Annotated in this window: 29 protein-coding genes; 17 read left to right on the forward strand and 12 right to left on the reverse strand. The window is 70.2% G+C overall.

The window, feature by feature from the left end:
- Positions 1 to 18: 18 nt before the first annotated feature.
- The 12 genes from ribD to D7X30_RS37250 all read right to left on the reverse strand — a co-directional run bounded on the left by ribD (position 19) and on the right by D7X30_RS37250 (position 9958).
- On the reverse strand, positions 19 to 1182 hold the full coding sequence (ribD, locus tag D7X30_RS37195) for a bifunctional diaminohydroxyphosphoribosylaminopyrimidine deaminase/5-amino-6-(5-phosphoribosylamino)uracil reductase RibD (RefSeq protein ID WP_120567727.1): 1164 nt from the start codon (positions 1180 to 1182) through the stop codon (positions 19 to 21).
- Positions 1183 to 1192: 10 nt separating this feature from the next.
- Positions 1193 to 1696 (reverse strand): transcriptional regulator NrdR, encoded by a 504-nt coding sequence (gene nrdR, locus D7X30_RS37200; RefSeq protein WP_120556172.1) that lies wholly within the window; start codon positions 1694 to 1696, stop codon positions 1193 to 1195.
- A gap of 9 nt (positions 1697 to 1705) precedes the next feature.
- On the reverse strand, positions 1706 to 2962 hold the full coding sequence (gene glyA, locus D7X30_RS37205; protein WP_120567728.1) for a serine hydroxymethyltransferase: 1257 nt from the start codon (positions 2960 to 2962) through the stop codon (positions 1706 to 1708).
- 59 nt (positions 2963 to 3021) lie between these two features.
- On the reverse strand, positions 3022 to 3468 hold the full coding sequence (gene rpiB / locus D7X30_RS37210; protein ID WP_120567729.1) for a ribose 5-phosphate isomerase B: 447 nt from the start codon (positions 3466 to 3468) through the stop codon (positions 3022 to 3024).
- A gap of 103 nt (positions 3469 to 3571) precedes the next feature.
- Positions 3572 to 4828 (reverse strand): beta-ketoacyl-ACP synthase II, encoded by a 1257-nt coding sequence (gene fabF, locus D7X30_RS37215; protein WP_120567730.1) that lies wholly within the window; start codon positions 4826 to 4828, stop codon positions 3572 to 3574.
- 86 nt (positions 4829 to 4914) lie between these two features.
- Positions 4915 to 5163: an acyl carrier protein gene (gene acpP / locus D7X30_RS37220; RefSeq protein ID WP_014395452.1), complete on the reverse strand. Its 249-nt coding sequence runs from the start codon at positions 5161 to 5163 to the stop codon at positions 4915 to 4917.
- A 106-nt stretch (positions 5164 to 5269) separates the two neighbouring features.
- The gene (fabG, locus tag D7X30_RS37225) at positions 5270 to 6019 is read right to left on the reverse strand and encodes a 3-oxoacyl-[acyl-carrier-protein] reductase (protein WP_120567731.1); all 750 of its coding nucleotides are present in this window, start codon (positions 6017 to 6019) and stop codon (positions 5270 to 5272) included.
- Positions 6016 to 6954 (reverse strand): ACP S-malonyltransferase, encoded by a 939-nt coding sequence (gene fabD / locus D7X30_RS37230; RefSeq protein ID WP_120567732.1) that lies wholly within the window; start codon positions 6952 to 6954, stop codon positions 6016 to 6018. The genes fabG and fabD overlap by 4 nt, the downstream gene beginning before the upstream one ends.
- 28 nt (positions 6955 to 6982) lie before the next feature.
- Positions 6983 to 8017: a beta-ketoacyl-ACP synthase III gene (locus D7X30_RS37235; RefSeq protein ID WP_199724658.1), complete on the reverse strand. Its 1035-nt coding sequence runs from the start codon at positions 8015 to 8017 to the stop codon at positions 6983 to 6985.
- Between the two features lie 12 nt (positions 8018 to 8029).
- Positions 8030 to 9091 (reverse strand): phosphate acyltransferase PlsX, encoded by a 1062-nt coding sequence (gene plsX / locus D7X30_RS37240; protein WP_120567734.1) that lies wholly within the window; start codon positions 9089 to 9091, stop codon positions 8030 to 8032.
- Between the two features lie 20 nt (positions 9092 to 9111).
- Entirely contained in the window at positions 9112 to 9300 is a 189-nt protein-coding gene (gene rpmF / locus D7X30_RS37245) for a 50S ribosomal protein L32 (protein ID WP_014395447.1), read from the reverse strand.
- 58 nt (positions 9301 to 9358) lie between these two features.
- Complete coding sequence (locus tag D7X30_RS37250) at positions 9359 to 9958, reverse strand: DUF177 domain-containing protein (protein ID WP_120567735.1); 600 nt, start codon at positions 9956 to 9958, stop codon at positions 9359 to 9361.
- Positions 9959 to 10086: 128 nt separating this feature from the next.
- Between D7X30_RS37250 and D7X30_RS37255 the strand changes: the two genes are divergently transcribed.
- The 17 genes from D7X30_RS37255 (at position 10087) to pstB (ending at position 25758) form a co-directional block, all read left to right on the forward strand.
- The gene (locus D7X30_RS37255) at positions 10087 to 11016 is read left to right on the forward strand and encodes a hypothetical protein (protein ID WP_120567736.1); all 930 of its coding nucleotides are present in this window, start codon (positions 10087 to 10089) and stop codon (positions 11014 to 11016) included.
- Complete coding sequence (locus tag D7X30_RS37260; RefSeq protein WP_120567737.1) at positions 11013 to 11501, forward strand: hypothetical protein; 489 nt, start codon at positions 11013 to 11015, stop codon at positions 11499 to 11501. Before D7X30_RS37255 ends, D7X30_RS37260 begins: the two co-directional genes overlap by 4 nt.
- A gap of 133 nt (positions 11502 to 11634) precedes the next feature.
- Complete coding sequence (locus D7X30_RS37265) at positions 11635 to 12315, forward strand: winged helix-turn-helix domain-containing protein (protein WP_120567738.1); 681 nt, start codon at positions 11635 to 11637, stop codon at positions 12313 to 12315.
- A 7-nt stretch (positions 12316 to 12322) separates the two neighbouring features.
- Entirely contained in the window at positions 12323 to 13684 is a 1362-nt protein-coding gene (locus tag D7X30_RS37270; RefSeq protein WP_120567739.1) for a cell wall metabolism sensor histidine kinase WalK, read from the forward strand.
- Between the two features lie 13 nt (positions 13685 to 13697).
- Positions 13698 to 14648 (forward strand): metallophosphoesterase, encoded by a 951-nt coding sequence (locus D7X30_RS37275; protein WP_120567740.1) that lies wholly within the window; start codon positions 13698 to 13700, stop codon positions 14646 to 14648.
- A 180-nt stretch (positions 14649 to 14828) separates the two neighbouring features.
- Positions 14829 to 16424 (forward strand): S1C family serine protease, encoded by a 1596-nt coding sequence (locus D7X30_RS37280; RefSeq protein ID WP_120567741.1) that lies wholly within the window; start codon positions 14829 to 14831, stop codon positions 16422 to 16424.
- 101 nt (positions 16425 to 16525) lie between these two features.
- Positions 16526 to 18292 (forward strand): chloride channel protein, encoded by a 1767-nt coding sequence (locus tag D7X30_RS37285; protein ID WP_120567763.1) that lies wholly within the window; start codon positions 16526 to 16528, stop codon positions 18290 to 18292.
- Positions 18293 to 18547, forward strand: coding sequence for a hypothetical protein (locus D7X30_RS37290; RefSeq protein WP_120567742.1), 255 nt, complete (start codon positions 18293 to 18295; stop codon positions 18545 to 18547).
- A gap of 96 nt (positions 18548 to 18643) precedes the next feature.
- The gene (locus tag D7X30_RS37295; RefSeq protein ID WP_120567743.1) at positions 18644 to 19507 is read left to right on the forward strand and encodes a sulfite exporter TauE/SafE family protein; all 864 of its coding nucleotides are present in this window, start codon (positions 18644 to 18646) and stop codon (positions 19505 to 19507) included.
- Positions 19504 to 19959 carry a DUF1634 domain-containing protein gene (locus D7X30_RS37300; protein ID WP_120567744.1) on the forward strand — a complete coding sequence of 152 codons (456 nt, stop codon included), beginning with the start codon at positions 19504 to 19506 and terminating at the stop codon, positions 19957 to 19959. The genes D7X30_RS37295 and D7X30_RS37300 overlap by 4 nt, the downstream gene beginning before the upstream one ends.
- 65 nt (positions 19960 to 20024) lie before the next feature.
- The gene (locus D7X30_RS37305; protein ID WP_120567745.1) at positions 20025 to 20504 is read left to right on the forward strand and encodes a histidine phosphatase family protein; all 480 of its coding nucleotides are present in this window, start codon (positions 20025 to 20027) and stop codon (positions 20502 to 20504) included.
- Between the two features lie 195 nt (positions 20505 to 20699).
- Entirely contained in the window at positions 20700 to 21086 is a 387-nt protein-coding gene (locus tag D7X30_RS37310; RefSeq protein WP_147443412.1) for a hypothetical protein, read from the forward strand.
- 299 nt (positions 21087 to 21385) lie between these two features.
- Entirely contained in the window at positions 21386 to 22075 is a 690-nt protein-coding gene (locus D7X30_RS37315; protein WP_120567764.1) for a response regulator, read from the forward strand.
- A gap of 109 nt (positions 22076 to 22184) precedes the next feature.
- Entirely contained in the window at positions 22185 to 23009 is an 825-nt protein-coding gene (locus D7X30_RS37320) for a phosphate ABC transporter substrate-binding protein (RefSeq protein WP_120567747.1), read from the forward strand.
- 58 nt (positions 23010 to 23067) lie between these two features.
- Positions 23068 to 24063 carry a phosphate ABC transporter permease subunit PstC gene (pstC, locus tag D7X30_RS37325; RefSeq protein WP_199724659.1) on the forward strand — a complete coding sequence of 332 codons (996 nt, stop codon included), beginning with the start codon at positions 23068 to 23070 and terminating at the stop codon, positions 24061 to 24063.
- Positions 24060 to 24971: a phosphate ABC transporter permease PstA gene (gene pstA, locus D7X30_RS37330; protein ID WP_120567748.1), complete on the forward strand. Its 912-nt coding sequence runs from the start codon at positions 24060 to 24062 to the stop codon at positions 24969 to 24971. Before pstC ends, pstA begins: the two co-directional genes overlap by 4 nt.
- A gap of 43 nt (positions 24972 to 25014) precedes the next feature.
- Positions 25015 to 25758, forward strand: a complete 744-nt coding sequence (pstB, locus tag D7X30_RS37335; RefSeq protein ID WP_233592040.1) for a phosphate ABC transporter ATP-binding protein PstB — start codon at positions 25015 to 25017, stop codon at positions 25756 to 25758.
- The last annotated feature ends 2 nt before the right edge of the window (positions 25759 to 25760 follow it).

A 25760-nucleotide genomic window follows, 5' to 3' on the forward strand; every position in this document is an offset into this window, starting at 1 on the left:
CTGTCCGGGCGCTGGCCTTCAGAGCAGCGCGCGCAGGAGGACGTCGTCCCCCACCTTCTCCATCGTCAGGTCCTTCACGGCCAGGGCATGGGCCATGTCCTTCACGCCCAGCTCGCCCGCCCACGACAGGCCCCCGGCCCCCACCAGCTTGGGAGCGAGGAACAGGGCGAGCGCATCCGCCAGGTGCTCGCGAAGCAGCGTGCCGTACAGGCCCGCGCCGCCCTCCACGAGCACGTGGTTGAGGCCTTCCTTCTTCACGCGATTCAGGACGGCCTTCAGGTCCACGCGGTCCTGCTTCGCGCGCACGTTCCACACCTCCACGCCCTGGGCCAGGAAGCGCCGGGCGCGCCGGCCCTCCGGATCCTCCAGCGTGGCGATGACGGTGCGCGCGGGGCTGCGCTGCGTGAAGACGGTGTGTCCCGGGGACAGCTTGAGGTGCGAGTCCACCACCACGCGCACCGGGTCCTTGCCCCCGCCGCCCGGCAGCCGCGTGGTGAGCTGCGGGTCATCCATGCGCACGGTGTTCGCGCCCACGAGGATGGCGTCCACCTGGTTGCGCAGCCGGTGCACCCACGCGCGCGAAGCCTCGCCCGTCACCCACTTCGAGTCACCCGAAGGCGCGGCGATCTTCCCATCCAGCGTCACCGCGGCCTTGAGCGTCACCCACGGCAGGCCCGTGCGCATCATCTTGAAGAAGGGCCGGTTGAGCGCGTCCGCCTCGTCCTTGAGGACGTGCGTCACCACCGCCACGCCGCCGCGCTTGAGCCGGTTGAGCCCCTTGCCACTGACGAGCGGATTCGGGTCCGAGGACGCGCTGAACACGCGCCGCACACCGGCCTCCAGCACCGCCAGGCTGCACGGCGGGGTGCGCCCGTAGTGGTCGCACGGCTCCAGCGTCGTGTAGAGGTCCGCGCCGCGCGCCTTGGAGCCCGCGGCCTCCAGCGCGACGACCTCCGCGTGCGCCGTGCCGGCCTTCTTGTGGTGGCCGCGCGCGATGATGCGCCCGCCCTTCACCAGCACCGCGCCCACGACGGGGTTGGGGCTGGTGCGGCCCAGGCCCTTGGCGGCCTCCTCCAGGGCGATGCGCATGAAGAACTCGGCCACCGCGTGGTCGAAGTCCGCCGCGCGCTTGGAGCGGGGCGTCTTCACCGCCTGCAACCGTGACCGCGTGAGCAAGCGCATACCGCCCTTCCTAACCGTCCTTGGGCGGAGTCACAGGCGGCTTCGCCTTGCGCTCACGCTCCTGGTCCTCGAGCAGGTCCTTCAGCTCGTGCATGAACTCGGAGATGTCCCGGAAGCTGCGGTACACGGATGCGAAGCGCACGTACGCCACCTCGTCCAGTTGCTGTAACCGCCGCATCACGTGCTCGCCAATGGATGAGGAGGGAACCTCTTTCTCCCCCATCCCCTGGAGCATCCGCTCGATGTCCTCCACCGTCGCCTCCAGCTGCGCGGCGGACACCGGGCGCTTCTCACACGCCTTCTTCAGGCCGTTGAGCATCTTCTCGCGGTCGAAGGCCTCGCGGCGCCCGTCCTTCTTCACGATGAGCGGGTAGAGCTCCTCCACCCGCTCATACGTGGTGAAGCGGCGCTTGCAGGCCAGGCACTCGCGGCGCCGCCGGATGACGGAGCCCTCGTGCGACTCGCGCGAGTCGATGACCTTGTTCTCCGGGTCCTGACAGAAGGGGCAGCGCACGGGCTTGGGTTACTTCAACCGCGAGGCGTACAGCGGGAAGCCCTGCGCCAACTCCTTCACCTGCCCCTTGACCCGCGCGAGCGCCGCGTCGTCCTGCGCGGCGTCCAGCGCCTGGCCGATGAGCCGGCCCACCACCGCCATCTCCGCCTCGCGCATGCCGCGCGTGGTGATGGCCGGGGTGCCCACCCGGACGCCGGAGGTCGTCGTGGGCTTCTCAGGGTCGAAGGGGATCATGTTCTTGTTGACCGTGATGCCCGCCTTGCCCAGCACGTCCTCGGCCACCTTGCCGGTGAGCTTCTTGGCGCGCAGGTCCACCAGCATCAGGTGGTTGTCCGTGCCGCCCGAGCACAGCCGCAGGCCCGCGGACTTCAGCGCCTCCGCCAGCGCCTGCGCGTTGGACACAATCTGCTTCTGGTACGTCTTGAACTCCGGCGACAACGCCTCCTTGAAGGCCACCGCCTTGCCCGCGATGGCGTGCATCAGCGGGCCGCCCTGGATGCCGGGGAAGATCTGGCTGTTGATGGTCTTCGCGAAGGCCTCACGGCTGAGCACCATGCCGCCACGCGGGCCGCGCAGCGTCTTGTGCGTGGTCGTGGTGACGATTTCGGCGAAGGGCACCGGCGACGGGTGCACGCCCGCGGCCACCAGGCCCGCGATGTGGGCCATGTCCACCAGCATGGCGGCGCCCACCTTGTCGGCGATCTCCCGGAACTTCGCGAAGTCGAGCGTGCGCGGGTACGCGCTCGCGCCCACCACCAGCACCTTGGGCTTGTGCTCCAGGGCCAGCGACTCCACCTGCGCGAAGTCGATGGTCTCCGTGTCGCGGGACAGGCCGTAGTGGACGACCTTGTAGAGCTTGCCGGAGAAGTTGAACGACGCGCCGTGGGTGAGGTGGCCGCCGGAGTTCAGGTCCAGCGACAGCATGGTCTCGCCCGGCTTCATCAGCGCCATGAAGGCGCCCATGTTGGCCTGGCTGCCGGAGTGCGCCTGCACGTTCACCGCGTCCGCGCCGAACAGCTCCTTCGCGCGCGCGATGGCCAGGGTCTCCGCCACGTCCACCACCTCGCAGCCGCCATAGTAGCGCTTGCCGGGGTAGCCTTCCGCGTACTTGTTGGTGAGCACGGAGCCCACCGCCTCCATCACCGCCGGGGAGACGAAGTTCTCCGAGGCGATGAGCTCCAGCCCCTCCTCCTGACGCTCCGTCTCGTGCCGGAGCACCTGGGCGATTTCAGGATCCACCTGGGACAGCGTGCGGGTGTTCTCCATGGTGTTGCCTCCTGGCGTACGAACGAAGGGGACTGCTTGAGGGACGCCTGCGAAGCCCGTCAGCGCTGCTGGGCCTCGACGTCGCGAATCTTCTGGACGCGCTTCTCGTGGCGGCCGCCCTCGAAGGCGGTGGAGAGGAAGGCCTCCAGGATGCCGCGCGCCACGCCCGCGCCCACCACGCGCTGGCCCAGGCACAACACGTTGGCGTCGTTGTGCGCGCGGGTCATCCGCGCCTCGAACTCGGTGGTGCAAAGGGCCGCCCGGATGCCCCGGTGCTTGTTGGCCACGATGCTCATCCCGATGCCGGTGCCGCACACCAGCACACCCAGCGTGCCCTCTTCCGCCACCACCTGGCGGGCCACCTGCGAGGCGAAGTCCGGGTAGTCCACGGACTCACGCGTCTGGGGGCCCAGGTCCTGGAAGTCGGCGCCGCGCTCCTTCAGGAGCGCCACCAGCTCCTGGCGCAGCTCGATGCCCGCATGGTCGGAGGCGAGGATGACTTTCACGGCCGGACTCCGGGAGGCGGGGCCCGCGCCGTGAGGGCGGGGCCGGGAAGGAGGGCCCCTGCCCGCCGCTGCCCGTCACCGGGAGCAGCGGGCCGGATGGCCGTCAGGCGAAGCGCTTGAACACCAGCACCGCGTTGGTGCCGCCGAAGCCGAACGAGTTGCTCATCACCGCGTCGACGCGGGCGTCGCGCGCCGTGTTGGGCACGTAGTCCAGGTCGCAGTCCGGGTCCGGCGACGTCATGTTGATCGTGGGCGGCAGCACGTTCTTGGTGAGCACCTGCACGCTCACCACCGCCTCCGCGCCACCCGCCGCGCCGAGCATGTGGCCCGTCATGGACTTGGTGGACGACACCGCCAGCTTGCGCGCGTGGTCGCCGAACACGGCCTTCAGGGCCTTGGTCTCGTTCGCGTCGTTGAACGGCGTGGACGTGCCGTGGGCGTTGACGTAGCCCACCTCGTCCGGCCGCATGCCCGCGGACGCCAGAGCCAGGCGCATGCAGCGCGCCGCGCCCTCGCCCTCCGGGGCCGGCTGGGTGACGTGGTACGCGTCCGAGTTGGCGCCGTACCCCACCACCTCCGCCAGGATGTTGGCGCCGCGCTTCTTCGCGGCCTCCATCTCCTCCAGGATGACGATGCCCGCGCCCTCGCCCATCACGAAGCCGTCGCGCTCCTTGTCGAAGGGACGGCTGGCGCGCGCCGGGTCGTCGTTGCGCGTGGACAGGGCCTTCATCACGGAGAAGCCGCCCATGCCCAGGGGCGTGATGGCCGCTTCCGCGCCGCCGGCGATGGCCGCGTCCGTCTCACCCAGGCGGATGGACTTCCAGGCCTCGCCGATGGCGTGCGCGCTGGTGGCGCACGCGGACACCGGGGCCCAGTTGGGGCCCTTGCAGTTGTAGCGCATGGAGATGAGCCCAGGCGCCATGTTGACGATCATCTGGATGATGAAGAAGGGCGACAGCCGGTCGAACCCCTTCTCCAGCCCCTTGCGGTGCTGCTCCTCAAGAGAGGAGATGCCGCCGATGCCGGAGCCCACGATGACACCCACGCGCTCCGGGCTGTAGCCATGGGGCGCGTCCGGGCCGATGGGCAGGCCCGACTCCTTCACCGCCATGTCGGCCGCGGCCATCGCGTACTGGGCGAACAGGTCCATCCGGCGCACTTCGCGCCTGTCGATGAACTGCTCGGGCTGGAAGTCCTTCACCTCGCCCGCGATGCGCGCGTCGAGCTTCCCCAGGTCGAAACGGGTGATCGTGCTGATACCGGACTGCCCGGCCAGCATCGCCTGCCAGTTCTTCTCGGTGCCGGTGCCCAGCGCAGAAATGATGCCGGTGCCGGTGATGACGACTCGACGGTTTGACACTGTTCTTCTCCGCTGACCGCGATGGGGCGTGGAAGCGCCGGTGAGGACGCTCCCCCAGGCCCCGGACTTCCGGGTGTCGCGACTGCCTACTTCTTGTGGGTCTTCACGTAGTTCACGGCGTCGCCGACGGTCTTGATGTTCTCCGCCTCGTCGTCCGGAATCTCGACCTCGAACTCCTCTTCCATCGCCATGACCAGCTCGACGATGTCGAGGCTGTCCGCGCCCAGGTCTTCGATGAAGGACGACTCGGGCTTGATCTCATCCTCACCCACACCGAGCTGGTCGGCGATGATGGACTTGATCTTGGTTTCCACGTCGGTTGCGGTGGTGGACATACGTGCAGAACCCTCCAGCTACAGATGGGGCCCGCCGTTTTGAGTCGCGGGCCGTCTTCAAGGCGGGCGCGGTATATCCCACGCCCGGCGGCAATCCAACCTTGGCTTACATGTACATGCCGCCGTTGACCTTCAGGACCTCGCCGGTGATGTAGGACGCCGCATCACTCGCGAGGAACACCACGGCCCCGGCGACCTCCTCCGGGTTGCCCAGGCGGCCGAGCGCGATACCGCCCACCATCTTCTGCCGCAGCTCGTCGTCCAGGTGCGACGTCATGTCGGTCCCGATGAACCCGGGGGACACGGCATTGACGCGGATGCTCCGGGTGGCCAGCTCCTTGGCCACCGACTTGGTCAGGCCGATGAGCCCCGCCTTGGCCGCCGAGTAGGCCGCCTGGCCCGGGTTGCCCATCTCCCCCACGACCGAGGTGATGTTGATGATGGCGCCAGAGCGCTGCTTCATCATGGGGCGGCTGGCGGCGCGGATGAGCGCGAAGGCGCCCCGGAGGTTGGTGTCCAGCTGCCGGTCCCAGTCCTCGTCCTTGACGCGCATCACCAGGCCGTCAATGGCCATGCCCGCGTTGTTCACCAGCACATCCAGCCGGCCGTGCGCCTTGACGACGCCGTCAATGGCGCCCGCGCACGCGGCGGTGTCCGCCAGGTCGAACTTCACGGCCTCCGCCTTCGCGCCCGCCTGCTGGAGCAGACCCACCGTCTCCTGCGCGGCGGCCTCGTTGCCCACGTAGCTGATGACCACGGTGGACGCGCCCGCCTTGGCGAAGGCCTGCGCGCACGCCCGGCCGATGCCGCGCGAGCCGCCCGTCACCAGCACCACCTTGTCCTTGAAGCCGCTCATGCTGCCCCCAACGCGGCGAGCACCTTCTCCAGGGTCGCGGCGTTCTCGACGTTGAACGATTCGATGTCCTTGGTGATGCGCTTGATGAGCCCGCCCAGCACCTTGCCCGGCCCCAGCTCCACCACGTGCGTGACGCCGTTCGCCTTCAGCGACTCCACGCACTCAATCCAACGCACCGGCGCGCTCACCTGCTCCAGCAGGAGCGGCACCACGCGGGAGGCGTCCGCGTTGGGCCTGGCCTCCACGTTGCTCACCACCGGCACGGACGGCGCCTGGATGCGCACGCCCGCCAGCACCTCCGCCAGGCGCGGCTTCACGGGGTCCATCAGCGAGCAGTGGAAGGGCGCGGAGACGGGCAGCGGCATGACGCGCTTGGCCCCGGCCTCCTTGCACTTCGCGCCCGCGCGCTCCACCGCGGCCGCGTGGCCCGCGATGACCGTCTGCTCGGGCGAGTTGTAGTTGGCCGGGGAGACGACCTGCCCTTCCGCCGCGGCGTCGCAGGCGGCCTTCACCGCGTCCGGGGTGAGGCCCAGGATGACGGCCATGCCGCCCGTGCCCACGGGCACCGCCTCCTGCATGAAGGTGCCGCGCGCGCGCACCGCCCGCGCCGCGTCCTGGAGGTCCATGGCGCCCGCGGCCACCAGCGCGGAGTACTCGCCCAGCGAGTGGCCCGCGACGAACGCGGGGGCCGGGCCGCGCTTCTGGAACACCGCGTGAACCGCGGCCGACACCGTGAGGATGGCCGGCTGGGTGTTGGCGGTGAGCTTCAGCGCCTCTTCCGGGCCCTCGAAGCAGGAGGTGGAGAGCTTCTCGTGCAGCGCGTCGTCCACGGCGTCGAAGACGGCCCGCGCTTCGGGGAACTGCTCGTAGAGGTCCTTGCCCATCCCCACGGCCTGACTGCCCTGCCCGGGAAACACGAACGCGACCTTCGCCATGTTGCGGTCCTTCCTTGTGTCGTCCTGCCTACCAGCGCACCACCGCGCTGCCCCACGCCATCCCCGCGCCAATGGCCATCATCGCGATGACATCCCCGCGCTTGAGGCGGCCGGCGCGCTGCGCCTCATCCAGCGACATGGGCAGCGAGGCGGACGACGTGTTGCCGTACTTGTGCAGGTTGAGCCAGCATTTTTCCTTGGGAATCTCCAGCCGTTCCATCACGGCTTCCAGGATTCGCAGGTTCGCCTGATGGGCGATGACATGGTCCACCTGCGTCGTATCCATTCCGTGGGCCCCCAATGAAGCCTGGGTGGATTCCACCAACGCGCGCACCGCGAAGCGGAACACTTCCTTCCCGTTCATCTTGAGCTTGTGAAGATTTGCATCCACGTTGTCCGCGGTGACGGGGATCCGCGAGCCACCGGCGGGGATGCAGAGCAGGTTCGCGAGGTCGCCGTCGGTGCGCAGGTGGGTAGAGAGGATGCCGCGCGGCGCCATGGCGTCTTCCTCCGCGTCCTGTTCCGCCGCCAGCACCAGGGCGCCCGCGCCGTCCCCGAAGAGGACGCAGGTGTTGCGGTCCGTCCAATCCACCGCGCGGGTGAGCAGGTCCGCGCCCACCACGAGCGCGCGCTTCACCTGCCCCGAGCGCACGAACTGGTCCGCCACGCTCAGCGCGTACAGTCCACCGGCGCACGCGGCGGACACGTCGAAGGCGAAGGCGCGCTTCGCGCCCAGCTTCGACTGCACCAGCGCGGCGCAGGACGGCATGGGCATGTCCGCGGTGACGGTGCCCACGATGATGAGGTCCAGGTCGCCGGGCGCCACGCCCGCCATCTCCAGCGCGTGGCGGGAGGCGTTCACCGCCAGGTCGCTCGTCGCCTCATCAGGGGCGGCCTGCCTGCGCTCCTGGATGCCGGTGCGCTCGCGGATCCACGTGTCGCTGGTGTCCACCATGCGCTCCAGGTCCTGGTTGGTCAGGACCCGCGCGGGAGCATAGGAACCGGTTCCGATGATGTGCGTGCGTGCCAACGAGGCCTCCGGAGTCGTCGGAGTCCAACGCATGGCCGGCGCGCTCTAATCGGCCCCTTCGTCCCCGTCCGCCTTCCTTCCCCGCTGGTGGGGAGGAAGCCAGGCGGCGGCGTTGGCAATGCAGCGCGTCAGCTCTTCCTGCACGCCCGCGCGCACATGCTGCAGCGTGGTGACGAGCGCGTTGTGGATGGCGCGGGGGGAGGAGCGGCCGTGCGCGACGACGCCCACTCCCTGGAGGCCCAGGAGCGGCGCGCCGCCGTATTCGGCGTAGTCCATGACGCGGCGCAGCCCCAGCAGGGTGGGCTTGAGCAGGAGCGCGCCCAGCTTCTCCGGCAGGCCGCCGCGCTTCTCGATGGCGGAGCGCAGGAGGCCGGTGATGCCCATGCCCACGCCCTCGGAGGTTTTCAGGACGATGTTGCCGGTGAAGCCGTCCGTCACGACGACCTCCACGTCGCCGGAGAACAGGTCCTTGCCCTCCACGTAGCCCACGAACTCCAGGTCCGAGCGGCGCAACAGGGCGCTCGCGTCCCGCGTGAGCTGCGTGCCCTTGGAGTCCTCTTCGCCGTTGGAGAGCACCGCCACCCGGGGGCGCTTCACGCCCAGGCGCGTGCGCGAGTAGGCCTCGCCGAGCACGGCGAACTGGGCCAGGTGCGAGGGGCGACAGTCCACGTTGGCGCCCGCGTCCAGCAGCAGGCAGCGGCCTTCGCCCTTGAGGGCCGGGAACAGGGCCGCGATGGCCGGACGCTCCACGCCGGGAATCCGGCCGAGCGTCAACATGCCACCGGCCATTACCGCGCCGGAGTTGCCCGCCGACACGAAGGCGGACGCCTCCCCTTGCCGGACGAGCTCGAAGCCCACCCGGAGCGAGGAGTCCCGCTTGCGCCGGAACGCGGCGGTCGCGGGGTCGTCCATCTCCACCACTTCGGACGCGTGGTGGAGGTGGATGTTGGGAGGCGAGCCGGCGCGCTCCAGGACAGGGCGTACACGCGTGGCGTCCCCGACCAGCACGAGTTCGTGCCCGGGATACGCTCGCGCGAACAGCACGCCCCCGTCCACGACGGCGTCGGGGGCGTGGTCGCCACCCATCGCGTCGAGGACGAGCCGCACCGGCAGCCTTCCGCTTTCAACTACTCCGCGGCGGTCGCGATGACCTCACGGCCACCGTAGTTGCCACAGGCCGCGCAAGCGCGGTGCGGCATCACGGGCTCCTTGCACTTGGAGCACTTGATGACCTGCACGGGGGTCCGCAGGTTGTTGTTGCCGGCCCGACGACGGTCCCGGCGCATCTTCGACGTCCGCTTCTTGGGAACTCCCACGGCTCACCTCGGCATCGGACCCGTCCCCCCTCGCGACCTGCGAGGGGCATAGGGACCGTCAGTTCAGCTTGATGTTCTTCAGCGGCGACAGTCGAGGGTCCACGACCTTCGGCTCGCAGCCGCACTTCTTTTCATTGAGGTTCTGGCCGCATTGCGAGCAGAGCCCCTGGCAGTCTTCCCGACAGACCGCGCTCATCGGGAGCGCGAGCAATACCTGTTCCCGGACGATCGGATCCAGATCGATCGTCTTGCCATTGAAAACCTGCTCGTCCGTGTCGTCCAGTTCGAAGGTGCCCCCGGATTCACCCTGGGTGCGTTCCTTCTTCTCCATGACCTTCTCGTCGTCGTCCTTGAAGTCATCCCCCCGGGCCAGGGACTCCGGCACCAGGTTGATGGTGAAGGACACGGGCAGGTCCAGCTTCACGTCCGCGAGGCAGCGCTTGCAGGGCGCGCCCAAGTGGACGGTGAAGTTGCCCTTCAGCAGCACGCCGCCGCTGAGCTTGCGCAGGGTGGCGTGGAGCGTGGACGGAGCGGTCGCCTGAAAGCCGGTGTCCTCGCCGGACCCCGGGCCTTCCAGGGCCTCCTTGAGGAGGCCAGGAGCGATGGGCTCGTCGAGCGTCAGCCCCGCTTCTTTGATTTGTTCAATCTTTACGACCATCTACAAGGCTTCCCGGCAAAAGGGCGCGCAACATAGAGGGACTCCCCCCTTCAGTCAACACGCCGGGTTGGACTCGCGAGCCGTGCCGCGTGGATCCACTTAACACCGCTCTGCTAGCTTTCCATCTGATGCGCACCCCCGCCCGAGGTTGGCGGGGCGCACTCTGCGTCTGGGGGCTCGGGCTGACGCTCGCCCTGCCGGCGCAGGCCCGTGTGCCCCCTCCCCCGTCCCCCCTCCTCTTCCAACTGGGCCCGACGAACCCCGCCATCGACTCCGCGAAGGAGCTGCTGGAGGCCGGCCGCTTCCAGGAGGCCCTGGGCGTGGTGCAGGGCGGGCTGGATGCGCCCGACGTCACGGACGACGAGCTGGTGGAGCTCTACCGCCTGCAGGGGCTCACCGCCCTCTACCTGGGCGACGAGGCCCTGGCGCGCGGGGCGTACGAGAAGCTGCTCCAGGCCCGGCCGGACTTCGAGCTGTCCCGCTCCGCGCCGCCGAAGGTCCGCGGCCTCTTCGCGAAGCTGAAGGAGGACCTGCGCCACCGCCGCGTCCACCCCGTCACCCTGGAGGTGGACCCCATCCCGGACCCGGCGCCAGGAGACCGCGTGGAGGTGGATGCCGTCCTCCGGGACATGGCCCTGGGCGCACGGGCCCGGCTCTTCTACCGGCGCGCCGGGGCGCAGGGCTTCTCGTCGGTGGACTTCGTGCGAGACCGCTCCCGGGCCGAGCACTACGTCGCGGTGCTGCCCGCGTACGAGCTGCCGGTGGAGTCCACGCCCTATGAGGTGGAGTACTACTTCGAGGTCGTGGACGCGGCGCAGCGGCGGCTCGCCGGACGCGGGGACCCGTTCCATCCGCTCCTCTTCCAGGTGGCGTCGCGGTCCGCGCCCGCCACGGCCCTGACGGAAGGGATGAGCCGCCCCTGGTACAAGAGCCCCTGGCTCTGGGTGGCCGTGGGCGCGGTGGCCATTGGGGGCACGGCCGGCGTGGTGGCCCTGTCCTCTTCGGAGGAGCGCGGCCGGGTGCCCATCACCATCCGCGTGGAGGACGCCGCGCCATGAGACGCCCCACCCTGCTGATGCTCGCGCTGCTCTCCGGCTGCGGCCCGGACGCCGCGCCGGAGGCCCTGCCGCTGGGCCTGAACATCACCTTGAGCCGCGCCGTCGCCAGTCAGGTGGGCGCCTACCAGGTGGCGGTGCTGAAGGACGGCACGAAGCGCAACTGCACGGAGCTGCAGCGCACCTGCCTGTCCTCCCAGGTGTCCCCGGACGACCTGCTGGAGTTGAAGGACGTGGACGGCAACACGGGGCGCACGCTGCGCTTCGCCTCGGCCCCCGGTGGCGCGGCCATGGGGCTCTCGGTGGACGTGCCGGTGGGCCGCGACTACGCGCTCGTCATCGAGGCGCTGACGGCCGACACGCCCACCCGCTTCCTGGGCAGTTCCTGCAACTACCTGCGCGTGGTGAACTCCGGCACCAACGCGACCCTCGTGGCGGCTCCCATCGAGCTGACCGCGCAGTCCTGCGACCCGGTGTTTCCGCGCTGACGCCCCAAGCGCTGGCCCCCTGGCGGGGAGGCGGGCGGACATGGTGCATGGATGTCACATGGATGTCCCGGGCGTGCCGGAACGAATCTGTTACGGGACGCCACGCATTCCATCCCTTCGCGGGAGCACCTTCATGGCGCGCATCCTCATCATCGAGGACGAGCAGGACCTGGCCGGACTCGTCGACTACAACCTCCGCGCGGCGGGCTTCGAAACGGACACGGCGAACACCGGCGCGGGGGGACTGGCCCGGGCGCGGGCCCACCCTCCGGACCTGGTGCTGTTGGACTTGATGCTGCCGGACGTGGCGGGCGGTGAAGTCTTGCGCATGCTCAAGAGCGACGCGGAGCTGAAGAAGGCCGCGGTCGTCATCGTCAGCGCCAAGGGCCAGGAGGCCGACCGCATCCAGGGGCTGGAGCTGGGCGCGGACGACTACGTGGTGAAGCCCTTCTCCGTGCGCGAATTGCTCTTGCGCGTGAAGGCCGTGCTGCGCCGCGCGGACGCGGAGGAAGGCCCCGCCGCGGTGCTGGCCGCGGGCGACATCAGCCTGGACACGTCGCGCCACCAGGTGCGGGTGAAGGGCGAGGAGATCATCCTCACCGCGCTGGAGTTCCGCCTGCTGCGCACGCTTTTGGAGCGAAGCGACCGCGTGCAGACGCGCGAGGTGCTCCTGTCCGACGTCTGGGGCATCCAGGCCGAAATCCACACGCGCACCGTGGACACGCACATCAAGCGCCTGCGCGAGAAGCTGGGCCCCGCGGGCGACATCATCGAGACCGTGCGCGGCGTGGGCTACAAGCTCAGCCCTCCGTGAGGCCGCCATGCCCCTGCGCTTCACGCTCCTGGCCCTGCTCGTTCCTCCCCTGCTGGTCGCGACGCTGCTCGTGCTCTTCGGGCACCCGGCGGGCGCGCTCGCCGCGGGGCTCGTCACGCTGGCGGGCTCCGCGCTGGCCCTGGGCACCAGCCGCGTGGCCATGGAGCGCCAGCTTCGCGCGCTGACCCAGAAGACGCAGTCGCTGGCGGCGGGCGTGGACGTGGCGCCGCCCGCGGGCCTGGAGCGCACGGACGACCTGGCGCAGCTGGAAGACGCCATCGACACGCTGGACGACAAGCTGTCCATGCGCGCCGCCGCGCTCAATCAGGAAGCGCGCATCCTCACCGCCGTGCTGGATGGCATGGCGGAGGGGCTCTGGGTGACGGACGCGGAGGGCACCGTGGTGCGCCACAACGACGCGCTCGCGGAGATGCTCCTGCCCGCCAACGGCGCCATCGTGGGCCAGCGGCCGCTCGCGCTCATCCGCAACGAGGCCCTCAATGACGCGGTGGCCCGCGCCTGCCATGAGGGCGCCTCCACGCGGCTGGAGCTGACGCTCGAGGGGCTGTACTCCCGCACCCTGGCCGTGCGCGTGACGCCCGTGGGGCGGGATTTGCCCGGCAGCGCCGCCGTCTTCCACGACGTCACGGAGCTGCGCCGGCTGGAGAAGGTGCGCAAGGACTTCGTGGCCAACGTCTCCCACGAGCTGCGCACGCCCATCACCGCCATCCGCGGCTACGCGGAGACGCTCCAGGGCGGCGCGCTCCAGGACACCCAGGTGGCGCCGAAGATGGTGGAGATCATCCACCGTCAGTCCGAGCGCCTCTCCGAGCTGGTGGAGGACCTGCTGGAGCTCTCCCGCCTGGAGGCGCGCGAGATGACCTTCCAGCGCACGGAGGTGCCCCTGGCCCTGGCCGTCTCCCGCGCCGCGGAGGGCGTGCGCCCCAAGGCCGAGGGCAAGAACCAGCAAATCGGGCTGCACGTGCCGCCGGAGCTGGTGGCCATGGGGGATGGGCGAGCCATCGAGCAGGTGCTCCTCAACCTGCTCGACAACGCGGTGAAGTACACGCCCGCGGGCGGCAGGGTGGACGTGGACGGAGCGTACGAGGCCGGCCGGTGTGTCGTGCGCGTGCGCGACACAGGCGTGGGAATCGAGCCCAAGCATCTTTCCCGGATTTTCGAGCGATTCTACCGGGTGGACAAGGGCCGCAGCCGGGACATGGGGGGGACGGGACTGGGCCTTTCCATCGTGAAGCACCTGATGGGCGCGATGAATGGCGAGGTGAAGGTGGAGAGCCAGCCGAACGCGGGCAGTACCTTCGTCATTTTTCTACCCGCGGCGGCTGGCCCGACGGCGGCGACGGGCTAGGATGGGGGCGGCCATGCGGGTCGCCATCCTCGCGGACATTCACGGGAACCTTCCGGCCTGCGAGGCCGTGCTGGACGACATCACCAAATCGGTGGCGCCGGATTACATCGTCGCGGCCGGAGACCTGGCCCTGCGCGGCGCGCACCCGCGCGAGACGGTGGAGCTGCTCTTCAGCAAGTGCCACGCCCTCATCATGGGCAACACGGACGCGTACCTCGCCGGCAACTACCTGGGCGGTGCGTACCGCGAGCGCGACCACTGGAAGACGGAGCTGTTGCGCTGGACGCGCGACCAGCTGGGCGACACGCTGCTCCACCAGCTGGGACAGATGCCCTTCTCCCTGCGCTACACGCCGCGCAAGGGACAGGACCTGTTCATCTGCCACGCGAATCCCCGAAACCTGGAGGAGTCGCTGGACCCCACGCTGGACGACGTCGCGGTGCGCCGCTTCTTCACGCACCTGGACGCGGCCGCGTGCGCCTTCGGGCACCTGCACTTCCCCTACCGCCGGCGCGTGGGCCGGATGCTCATCGCGGACGTGGCCAGCGCCGGCATTCCTCGCGACGGCGACCTGCGCCCCGCCTACGGCGTCTTCACCTTCACCCCCAAGGGCTGGCGCGTGCAGATCCGCCGCGTGCGCTACCCGGTGCGCAAGGCCACCCAGGCCCTCACCGCGCGCCGCGTGCCCGGGGGGCCGCTGCTCATCCACAAGCTCGTGGAGGCAAGGTACCGCCACCACAACGCCCTGATGGAGGCCGCGCGGCGGCACTCGGGGCTGCCTCCTCCGGGGCCCGTGCTGCGTCCGCCTCCGGGTACAGGTGGCGCTCGCCCCACGGTCGCCGCGCCCTTCGAGAACAGCCCTCCGCCAGAGGTCGATCCGTCCACGCTGCCCCTGGACCTGGACGGCACGGTGACAGGCGCCTCGCCGCTGCCGCCCGACGCGCTCAACGACCTGGACGGGTGAGGCCCACGCCCACCGTGTGCGTAGGGCCGGCCCGTCCGGGAATGGACAGGCCCGCCGTCACTTCTGACGGACAGCGGGCTTTTCGCACCACGAAATCCGCTCGGCCTCCCGCACGCACAGATGCACGTGGGCGCGCCGGGACTTAGCAACACCTGAGGCGACGACAACGCGGGAGGGGCCATGGTCGGGTGGATGGTCGGACTGTCGGTGGTGGCGGTGTCCCTGACCGCCGCCGGAGCAGAGGCTCCCCCTGCGACTCCGCCGCCCACGGTGGAAGCGCCACCACCCGCGCCGTACTGCGAAGGCGAATACGCGGACAGCTACGCCGCGCTGTCCCCCAAGGCGCGGGCCTTCGAGCAGGCGATGAAGAAGAAGTACACGTACTGCGTGCGCAGCACCGCCGTGTACGAGTGCCTGTCCTACGGCGCGGAGGGCAACGTGCGCCGCACGCGCACGCCGGTGTCCGCGCACGGCACCGCGTTCGCGTACAAGCAGCAGGCCGGGGAGACGCTGCTGCTCACCAACGAGCACGTCGTGGAGTGGCCGGACGTCACCAGCGACGCGCGCCCGGTGGACGGCGTGGCTTCCGGCTGCAAGCGCGTGAAGGACGCCCTGAGCATCGTGGAGAACGAGGCGGACCACTACGACCGCGATGACATCCCGTTGTCCAAGGCGGTGGTGGATCCGCAGCTGGACCTGGCCGTCATCAAGTCCAAGGCGCCCTTGACGGTGATGCCATGGAAGGTGGGCCGGAGCGCCGCCGTGCGCGAGCGCGACGTGGTGGACGTGCGCGGCTTCCCGCTGGGCGTCTTCAACGCCACCAACATGGGCAAGGTCATCTCCGCCTACGACCGCGACGAGTACAAGGAGTGGTACCACGACGACTTCGTCATCGACGCGCTCCTGTCGCAGGGCAACTCGGGGTCGCCCGTGCTCGCCATCTCCTGCAAGACGGGCGAGTTCGAGCTGGTGGGCGTCTACCACGCGGGCTACTCGCGAGGCAGCGCGCTCAACGTGGTGGTGGGCATCGACCAGGCGCGCGACCTGATGAACAACCTGCGCCGCACGCCCAAGCGCGCCATGGAGGACACGACGCCGCTGGACGCGCTGGCCCGCGCCCGCGTGGCGAAGCGCGCGGAGGTCTCCGCCACGCCCTTCTTCCCCTTCGGCTCGCGCACCGCGGCGGTGTTCCCTCGCGCGGACGGCACCCTGCTCTTCGCGCTGTATGAACAGGACTTCCCGCGCCGCGTGCACCCGCTGCTCGTGCTGGAGGACCTGCCCGTTCCTTCCGCGGACGAGGGCTTCGGGAAGGTGGGGCGCGTCTGGTTCGGGGGCGAGCGGGGCCTGCTGGAGCGCCCTCGCGCGGAGCAGGACGCGGAGCTGCAACAGCAGCTGGCCCGCCTGCTGGATGCGCTGCGCCGGGACGCGACGCTGACGTTCTCGTACCAGGACTCGCTGCCGGGCTCGGACGAATCCCGGCAGACCTTCGACACGTCGGCCCGGCTGGGCAAGACGCTGGAGCGCACCATCGTCGCGCACCGCGAGCTGAGCGACGCCGTCGCGGAGCTGGCGGACCGCTTCGCGCCGGACGACACGGAGCCCGCGACGCGCACGGAGTCCGTGCTGAAGAACCCTCCGCCGCCCGGCATCCACCTGGGCCTCACGGGTGAGCCGGCGGGACAGGCCCCCGCGAGCGCGCCACCCCGTGACTCCGGTGCGCGCCAGCCCGCGAAGAGCACGCAGGGGAAGGCGGCCAGGACCCCGTCGGGCCGGTAGCCCGTCCGAGGGGCAGCCAGCCGGGCGGGAGCCGCCGGAAATCAGAGCGCGGTCTCGGGAAGGCCCTTCCCGCCTCCGTACATTGGACAGGTGTGGAGGCCATGCCCGAACCCGCATCCGGAGCCGTTCATCCCGACCTGAGGACGGGGGAGCCCTCGCCCTGGCTGCGGCGGATCCTCCGGGGCCTGTTGGGACAGGAGCGGCGCTTCTGGGTGCTGGTGGTGGGCGTGGGCCTCATCTCCGGCCTGGGCGCGGTGGCGCTGCTCGCCGTGCTGCGCTTCACCCAGCACCTGTTCTGGCAGACGAGCTCCGAGCACTTCCTGGAGGGGGCGCTCGCGTCGCCGGGCTGGCGCCGGTTCCTGGTGCCGGTGCTGGGCGGCGCGCTGGTGACGCTGGTGTCGCTGGTGGTGGGCCAGCCCCTGCGAGGCCACGGCACCGCGGGCATCATCGAATCCATCTGGGTGAAGTCCGGCCGGCTGCCCTTCCCTCGCGCATTGTTGCGCGGCTTCGTGTCCATCCTCGCGGTGGCGCTGGGGGCGCCTCTGGGCCGCGAGGGCGCGCTCCTCCAGACGGGCGCGGCCAGCGGGTCCGCACTGTCCGGGTGGCTGAGGCTGGGGCCGGGCCAGGCGCGCGTGCTGGTGGCGTGCGGTGCTTCGGCGGGCATCGCGTCCGCGTACAACGTCCCCATCGGCGCGGCCCTCTTCGGCCTGGAGGTCCTGCTGGGCAGCTTCGCGCTGGAGCTCTTCGGTCCCATCGTCGTGTCGTGCGTGGTGGCGACGCTCGTGTCGCGCACCCTCATCGCGGACCACCCCAGCTACGTCATCCCCCACTACGCCCTCACCCACCCGCGGGAGCTGGTGCTGGCGCTGCTGCTCGGCGTGCTCGTGGGTGGGGCCTCCGCGCTCTACGTGCGCGGCATCAACTTCACGTCGGACCTGTTGGACAGGCTGCCGTCGTGGCTCACCCCGTTCATGCCGCTGGTCGCCATGACGGTGGTGGGCGCCACCGCCATCGCCGGGCCGTACCTCATGGGCAACGGCTACGACTCCGTGAACATGGCGCTGCACGGGACGCTGCCCCTCACGCTGCTGCTCATCCTGCCGCTGGCGAAGCTGGCGGTGACGTCGCTGTGCGCGGGCGCGGGGGTGCCGGGCGGGCTCTTCACCCCGTCCCTCTTCTTCGGCGCGCTCCTGGGCGGCGCGTTCGGGATGCTGGTGGAGCGGGCGCTTCCGGGTGGCGCGGCGCCCAGCGGGGCCTACGCGCTGCTCGGCATGGGCGCGGTGCTCGCGGGCACCACGCATGCGTCCGTGTCCGCGGTGCTGATGATCTTCGAGATGACCGGCGACTACGACCTCATCCTCCCGCTGATGCTCGCCGCGGTGGTGGCCGCCGTCGTCAGCCGCCGGCTTGAGCCGGAGTCGCTCTACACGTCCGTGCTCGCGAAGCGCGACGTGCGTGTGCCCGCCTCCGTGCCGCACTGGCTGCGCGAGGAAGGCGTGCGCTCGCTGCTGTCACCGGCTACGCAGCGGGTGCCTCCCTCCGCGCCCTTCAACGAGGTGGTGGTGCTGCTGCTGGAGCAGCCCGCGGGCGCGGACCTCTACGTCACCGACGCGGAGGGGCGCCTGCTGGGCGTCATCACCCTGGACGCGCTCAAGGGCCACCTGCCGGACCACTCGCTGCTCCAGGCCACCGTGGCCGCGGACGTGATGGACACCGGTGTGCAGCCCATCACCCCGGACCTGTCCCTGGCGGAGGTGGCCGCGCGGTTCGGCCACACGGAGTTGGATCGGCTGCCCGTGGTGGACGGACGACGGCACCTGCTGGGTTCGCTCTCCAAGGGCGACCTGCTCAAGCGGGGGCGCTTCTAGATGGAGCTGGAGCCCCGCACGCGCGCGTGGAGCATCGTCGCGATGAGCCTGCTGTGCGTCGTGCTGGCGTGGGTGCTGCTGCGCACGCCACCGCACCCCGGTCAGCGCCTGGAGCCAACGGAACCCACGGAAGAACCCACCCGGGGCAATCCCTACCGGGGCTGGCCGCTCTTCCAGGGTTGGCCCATGCCGCAGCCCCCGGACACGCCTCCGTCACACGACACGAAGCCGTCCGACGCGCCCCGGCAACGTTGAAGGCCCACCGTCCGCTCGCACTGGGGGGACGGTCCAGGGCGGGCAACCAGGCGGGCTGTGCGTGAAGCGCTTGCATGCGGGAGGGCCGGGAGGAAGATGGCCGCCGCCGTGGATGCCACTCCGTTCAACTTCGTCGCCATCGTGCTGTGCGTCTCCATTGGAGCGGGCCTGCTGGGTTCGCTGCTGGGCCTGGGCGGTGGCCTCATCCTCATCCCCGTCCTCACGCTCGTGCTCAAGGTGGACATCCGCTACGCGGTGGGCGCCTCCATCGTGTCCGTCATCGCCACGTCCAGCGGCGCGGCGGCGGCGTACGTGCGCGACGGTCTGGCCAACATGCGCGTGGCCATGTTCCTGGAGCTGGCCACCGTGGCGGGCGCCGTCACGGGCGCGATGCTCGCGGGCGCGGTGGGTGGCCGCGCGCTGTACTTCCTCTTCGGCGCGGTGATGGCCTATTCGGCGCTCGCGATGCTGCGCAAGCTGCGCGAGGACGGCAGACCCCGGGAAGAGCCGCCGCCGGATGCCCTCGCGGACCGGCTCGCGCTGCACGGCAGCTACTACGACATGTCCACCGGCGGCGAGGTGGCGTACCGCGTGCACCGGCCGCTCATGGGCCTGGGGCTCATGTACATCGCGGGCACGGTGAGCGGGCTCTTGGGCATCGGCTCCGGCGCGCTGAAGGTGCCGGCCATGGACCTGGCGATGGGGCTGCCCATCAAGGTCTCCACCGCCACCAGCAACTTCATGATTGGCGTCACGGCGGCGGCCAGCGCGGGCATCTACTTCGCGCGCGGCGACATCGACCCGTTCATCGCCGGCCCCGTCTGCGTGGGCGTCACGCTGGGCGCGTTCGCGGGCTCGCGCTACCTCACGAAGCTCAAGAGCGGCTCCCTGCGCAGGCTCTTCGTGGCCGTGCTGCTGTGGGTGTCCTACGAGATGCTGTCCAAGGGAATCCACGGATGAGCTTGGAATCCGCCGAACGTCCGTCTCCTCGGGAGACGGCAGCCACCACCACCGCCGTCACGGAGCAGGAGGTGGTGCCGCTCACGCCGGAGCTGCTCATCAGCCAGCTGTTGCGCGGCGGCGTGCTGCTCAGCCTGTCGCTCGTCGTGTGCGGCATGGTGATGACCTTCTTCCGGCACCCGGACTACTTCTCGTCCTCGGACGCGCTCCAGCGCCTCACCTCGCCGGACGACGCGCCGCACCAGCTGACGGACGTCTTCGAGGGTGTCATGGCCGTGCGCGGCCAGTCCTTCGTGATGGCGGGGCTCCTGGTGATGATCACCGTGCCCGTGCTGCGCGTGGCCCTGTCCCTGGGCATCTTCCGCGCGCAGAGGGACCGCGCCTTCGCCGCCATCACCACCGGCGTGCTCGCGCTGCTCCTGATCGCCTTCCTCCTGGGCGGTGTGGAGTAGTCCACTCAGCAGTCCACCCGTTCGTCACATCCCCACGGGCGCGAAACGCACTACAACGCGCGCCCATGGCCGAACGCGATCTGCCCCTCCTCCTCGTGCGCCACGCCGTGGCCGAGGACTCCCACGCCCTGGGCGACGAGGCCCGTGCCCTCACTCCCCAGGGCCGCGCCGCCTTCCGTCAGCACGCGAAGAAGCTCACGCGCCTCACGCCGCTCATGGGCGTCATCACCAGCCCCCTGGTGCGCGCGGTGCAGACCGCGGAGCTGCTCGCGGACGCGCTCGGCCTGTCCCACGTGGAGGTCCACCCCGCGCTCGTCCCCATGAAGGGCGCGGCCCGCCACGTGCTCAAGCTGGCGCGCGACGTGGGCCCGGGCTGGGCGCTGGTGGGACACAATCCCTCGCTGGAGCGCGCCGCCGCGCTCGCGCTGGGTCATGCCCTGCCGGACAAGCTCCGCAAGGGCTGCGCGGTCGCCCTGCGGCCCGAAGGGGGCGAATTCACCCTGCAGTGGATGGCGGCGCCGGGGCGTTCCCTGCGGCGCCCGTGATCACCCTCGCGGGTTTGGAAAGATGCGGTTTCCCCGTACGGGGGCTTGCGAAGCACCCCCGTCGCATGCAGGAGTACACGCTCCGTCAGGATGTTCGTGCTCCAGCGAGACATGCGTTTTTCCCAGGCCACAGCCCTCGCGGTTCCCGGCGCCGGAAACGGCCTGGGGCACGCGCGCGCGTCGGTCGTGGCACGCGTGAGCAGCCTGCTGAAGCTGCTGCTGATGGCACTGGTCGTCATCGGACTCGGGGTCCTGCCCGGGGTGATGGCGCCTTCGAAGCCCTTCACGCCCATCGTCCCGATGAGCCAGGGGCAGGCCAACCAGGGCCCCTTCGAGGAAGACCACCACCGTGCCGACGTTGGCATCAAGGTCTTCGCGGAGAAGCACCGCCGTTCGGGCGGCCTGTTCATCGAACCGGTCCCCACCGGATGCGGCCTGGCCGCGTTCCTTGCCTCGCTCCAGCCCGCGTTGCGCGGCGTGGCCTCCGTGGCCCCGCCTGACGCTCCGGATGAGCAGGGCATCGCGCTGCGCCGCAAACAGCTGCCGCGCCGCGGTGGCCTGGACGAAGCAGCCGCCGTCTGACGTCCGCCGTCCCCCGCGCCTCAAGCCCATGAGCCGCGCGGCGTGGACGCCGCCATGCGGGGGGTGCCCAACAGAAAGAATGGCGGCGGCCACGGCGCGGATGCGCTGGACCGCACGCCGAAGGTGGCCTCGCGCAACCCGGGCGAGGACAAGCGGCGCGGACGGCCCCGTCCCCCTTCTCCCCGGGGCCCGTCCGCGCCCGTCGTATTTCGCGCACACCTTCCCGTGACGGACGTGACGCACTTGTTGCCGGCGCGTCACGTAGGCGCGAAGCGATGCGCGCACAGTACGTGCCCGCCATGTCCCACGTACTCATCGTCGACGACGAGCGCGACCTAGCGGAGCTCATCGACTTCAACCTGCGCGGCGCGGGCTTCACCACCCGCGTGGCCTTCACCGGGGAGGCGGCGCTCACCGCCGCGCGGGAGCAGACCCCGGACGTGGTGCTGCTGGACCTGATGCTGCCGGACCTGTCCGGCATCGAGGTCTGCCGCCACCTGCGCGCCAACCCCCGCCTGCGTGACGTGCTCATCGTCATGCTCACCGCGAAGAGCGAGGAGGCGGACCGCATCCGAGGCTTCGAGGTCGGCGCGGACGACTACGTCGTCAAGCCCTTCTCCGTGCGCGAGCTGGTGCTCCGGCTCAAGGCCATCCTCCGGCGCGCGTCCTCGCCCCAGGAGGGCAACCCACCCCTGGCGCTGGGCCCCCTGCGCCTGGACGTCACCCAGCACCGCTTCTTCGTGGAGGAGAAGGAGACGCCCCTCACCGCGCTGGAGTTCCGCCTGCTGGAGTACCTCATGGCCCGGCTGGGCCGGGTGCAGACCCGCGAACAGTTGCTGGAGCAGGTCTGGGGACTGTCCAGCGCGCTGGAGACGCGCACCATCGACACGCACGTGATGCGCCTGCGCGACAAGCTGGGCCCTGCCCGCGCCCTCCTGGAGACGGTGCGCGGTGTGGGCTATCGCATCGTGGACCCGGCAGCCGGGTAACCAGGGGCCCGCTACCGTTACCCATTTGTCACGCAAGGGCCGTCAAACGGCCACATCGGGTCCATAGATCGTCACGTGGCCTCGACACCCTTCGGGGAGGAGACACCTCATGAAGAAGACTCTGCTCTCAAGCTTCGTCGCCTTCGGGCTCGCCGTCCTCCCGCTGACCGCCCAGGCAGGCACGGTGACGGTGAAGGGCTCGGACACCATGGTCATCCTCGCCCAGCGCTGGGCGGAGGCGTTCATGAAGAAGAACCCCGCCACGAAGATTCAAGTGACGGGCGGCGGCTCCGGCACGGGCCTGGCGGCCCTGCAGAACGGCACCACCGACATCGCCATGTCCAGCCGGGAGATCAAGGAGGCGGAAGCCGCGAAGATCCGCGCCCGCAACAACACGCCGCCCACCGCGCTGTCCGTGGCCAGGGACGGCGTCACCTTCTACGTCAACGACACCAACAAGGTGGAGGCGCTCTCGGCGGAGCAGCTCAAGGCCATCTACCTGGGCGACACGACGAACTGGAAGGACGTGGGCGGGCAGGACGCCCCCATCGTCCCGTACTCGCGTGAGAACTCCTCCGGCACCTACGTCTTCGTGAAGGACCACGTGCTGGGCGGCGAGGACTTCGCCCCGGAGGCGCAGACGCTCCCCGGCACGGCCGCGGTGGTCAACGCGGTGGCCAAGGAGAAGAACGGCATCGGCTACGGCGGCGCCGCCTACGGCAAGGGCATCAAGGAGCTGAAGGTGAAGAAGGGCAACGAGACCTTCGCCCCTAGCGCGGAGAACGTGAAGAGCGGCAAGTACCCGCTGTCGCGCGACCTGTTCTTCTACCTGGGCAAGGCGCCCGCGGGCGAGGTGAAGGCGTTCATCGACTTCGCGCTGTCCGCCGAGGGCCAGGCCATCGTCACCCAGGTCGGCTACTTCCCTGTGAAGTAGTTGGCGTCACGCGATTGTCACCCGGCGCGGGGTTCCCATGTTGGATAGACAGGCCGTCATGCAGGAGCAGGACCTCGCGCCCCCAGTGGCGCTGCCCATGCTGTCGCCCGCGGCACGCCGGCGCCAGCTGAAGGAGAAGGCCATCGCCGGCCTCATCACGGCGGTGGCCTTCACGGGCATCGCCGCGCTGGTGCTCATCCTCGTCTTCGTGGCGAAGGAGGCCCTGACGCTCGTGACCGACGCGGCGGCGCGCGAGGAGGCCAGCTTCTCCAAGATGTTCCTCCCGCAGATGGTGCGGAAGGGAAAGCCCCTGGGCTACGTGTGGCAGCCGGTGTCCAACGTGCCCAAGGTCAGCATGATTCCGCTCTTCATTGGCACGCTGAAGACGACGGCCGTGTCCATGCTGGTGGCCGTGCCCCTGGGCATCTTCGGCGCGCTGTTCGCCGCGGAGTTCGCCCCGCGCCGCCTGCGTGAGGTGCTCAAGCCCACCATCGAGCTGCTCGCCGGCATCCCGTCCGTGGTGCTGGGCTTCTTCGCGCTGATGGTGATGGCCTCCTTCCTCCAGGAGGCGTTCGGCTTCACGTCCCGGCTCAATGCCGTGGTGGCGGGCCTGGGCCTGGCGCTGGCCATCGTGCCGGTCATCTTCACGGTGACGGAGGACGCGCTCACCGCCGTGCCGCGCAGCTACCGGGAGGCGTCCCTGGCGCTGGGCGCCACGCCCTGGGAGACCGCGTGGAAGGTGGTGCTCCCGGCGGCGGCCCCCGGCATCCTCGCCGCGTGCGTGCTGGGCTTCGGGCGCGCCATCGGCGAGACGATGATCGTCCTCATGGCCTCCGGCAACGCGGCCATCGTGTCCTGGAACCTGGGCGACTCCGTGCGCTCGCTGTCCGCCACCATCGCCGCGGAGATGGGCGAGGTGGTGGTGGGCAGCCCGCACTACGCGCTGCTCTTCTTCATTGGCGTGGAGCTGTTCATCTTCACCTTCGTGCTGAACATGCTCGCGGGGGTGTGGACGAAGAAGGTCATCCAGCGGCTCAAGGGAGGTGCGGGGTGAAGCACGCCACACGCAAGGTCGTGGGCCTGTCGCTCGTGTCCCTCACGGGGCTGGCCGCGTTTGTCATGGTGGCGATGCTCGCCCTCATCCTCCTGGACGTCGTCCGGGGCGGATGGAGCCACCTGTCCTGGCAGTTCCTCTCCCAGGCGCCCACGGACGGGATGATGGGCGGCGGCATCTTCCCCGCCCTCTTCGGCACCGCGGCGCTCACGCTGCTCATGACCCTGGCGGTGATGCCGGTGGGTGTCCTGACAGCGGTGTACCTGCACGAGTACGCACCGCCCTCCAGCTTCCTGGCCCGCGCGGTGCGCGTGGCGGTGGCGAACCTGGCGGGCGTGCCGTCCATCGTGTTCGGCCTCTTCGGCCTGGGCTTCTTCATCCTCTTCGTGGGCAAGGGCCTGGACCACGCGCTGGGCTACGAGGAGCTGCACTGGGCCCAGCCGGGCATCCTCTGGGCGTCGCTCACGCTGGCGGTGCTCACCCTGCCCGTCGTCATCGTGTCCACGGAAGAGGCGCTGCGCGCCGTGCCTCAGGAGCAGCGCACCGCGAGCCTCGCGCTGGGGGCCACCCAGTCGCAGACGCTGGCGCGGGTGGTGCTGCCGGGCGCGCTGCCGGGCATCCTCACCGGCGCGGTGCTGGCCGTCTCCCGTGGCGCGGGGGAAGTGGCCCCCATCCTCTTCACCGGCGCGGCGTACTTCCTGCCGGACCTGCCCACGAGCCTGAACTCGCAGTTCATGCACCTGGGCTACCACACCTACGTGCTGGCCACGCAGTCGCCGGACGTGGAGGCCACCCGCCCGCTGCTGTACGCGACGGTGCTGGTGCTGCTGCTGCTCACCTTCGCCCTGAACCTCGTCGCGGTCCTCATCCGCACGCGCACGCGCCGCAAGGCCGCGGCCGGCCACTGACGCTCATCCCATGCCCCTCTCCTCCGCCACGCCGCGCAACAAGATGGAAGCCCGCGAGCTCACCCTGCGCTACGGCAGCAAGGTGGCCATCAAGCAGGTGAGCCTGGCCATCCTCGAGCACAAGGTGACGGCGCTCATCGGCCCGTCCGGCTGCGGCAAGTCCACCTTCCTGCGCTCGCTCAACCGGATGAACGACCTCATCCCGGGCGCGAACCACGACGGCAGCGTGTTCCTGGACGGCCGCAGCATCCACGACCGCGCCCTGGACGTGGTGGACCTGCGCCGTCGCGTGGGCATGGTGTTCCAGAAGTCCAACCCCTTCCCCAAGTCCATCTTCGAGAACGTCGCCTATGGCCTGCGCGTGGGCGGCCTCAAGGACAAGGCGAAGCTGGCCGCCCGGGTGGAGAAGTCCCTGCGCGGCGCGGCGCTGTGGGACGAGGTGAAGGACCGGATGGAGGAAAGCGCCCTGGGCCTGTCCGGCGGTCAACAGCAGCGCCTGTGCATCGCGCGCGCGCTGGCGGTGGAGCCGGAGGTGCTGCTGATGGACGAGCCCGCGTCCGCGTTGGATCCCATCGCCACGGCGAAGATCGAAGAGCTCATCCACGAGCTCAAGGCCACGTACACCATCGCCATCGTGACCCACAACATGCAACAGGCCGCGCGCGTGAGCGACCGGACGGCTTTCTTCTACATGGGGGAATTGGTGGAGTGCGGTCCCACGGAGCAGATCTTCACCAACCCCCACGAGAAGCGCACGGAGGACTACGTCACCGGGAAGTTCGGCTGAAG

Origin of the sequence: Corallococcus sp. AB011P (assembly GCF_003611605.1) — a bacterium.
In the GTDB taxonomy this organism is placed as follows: domain Bacteria; phylum Myxococcota; class Myxococcia; order Myxococcales; family Myxococcaceae; genus Corallococcus; species Corallococcus coralloides.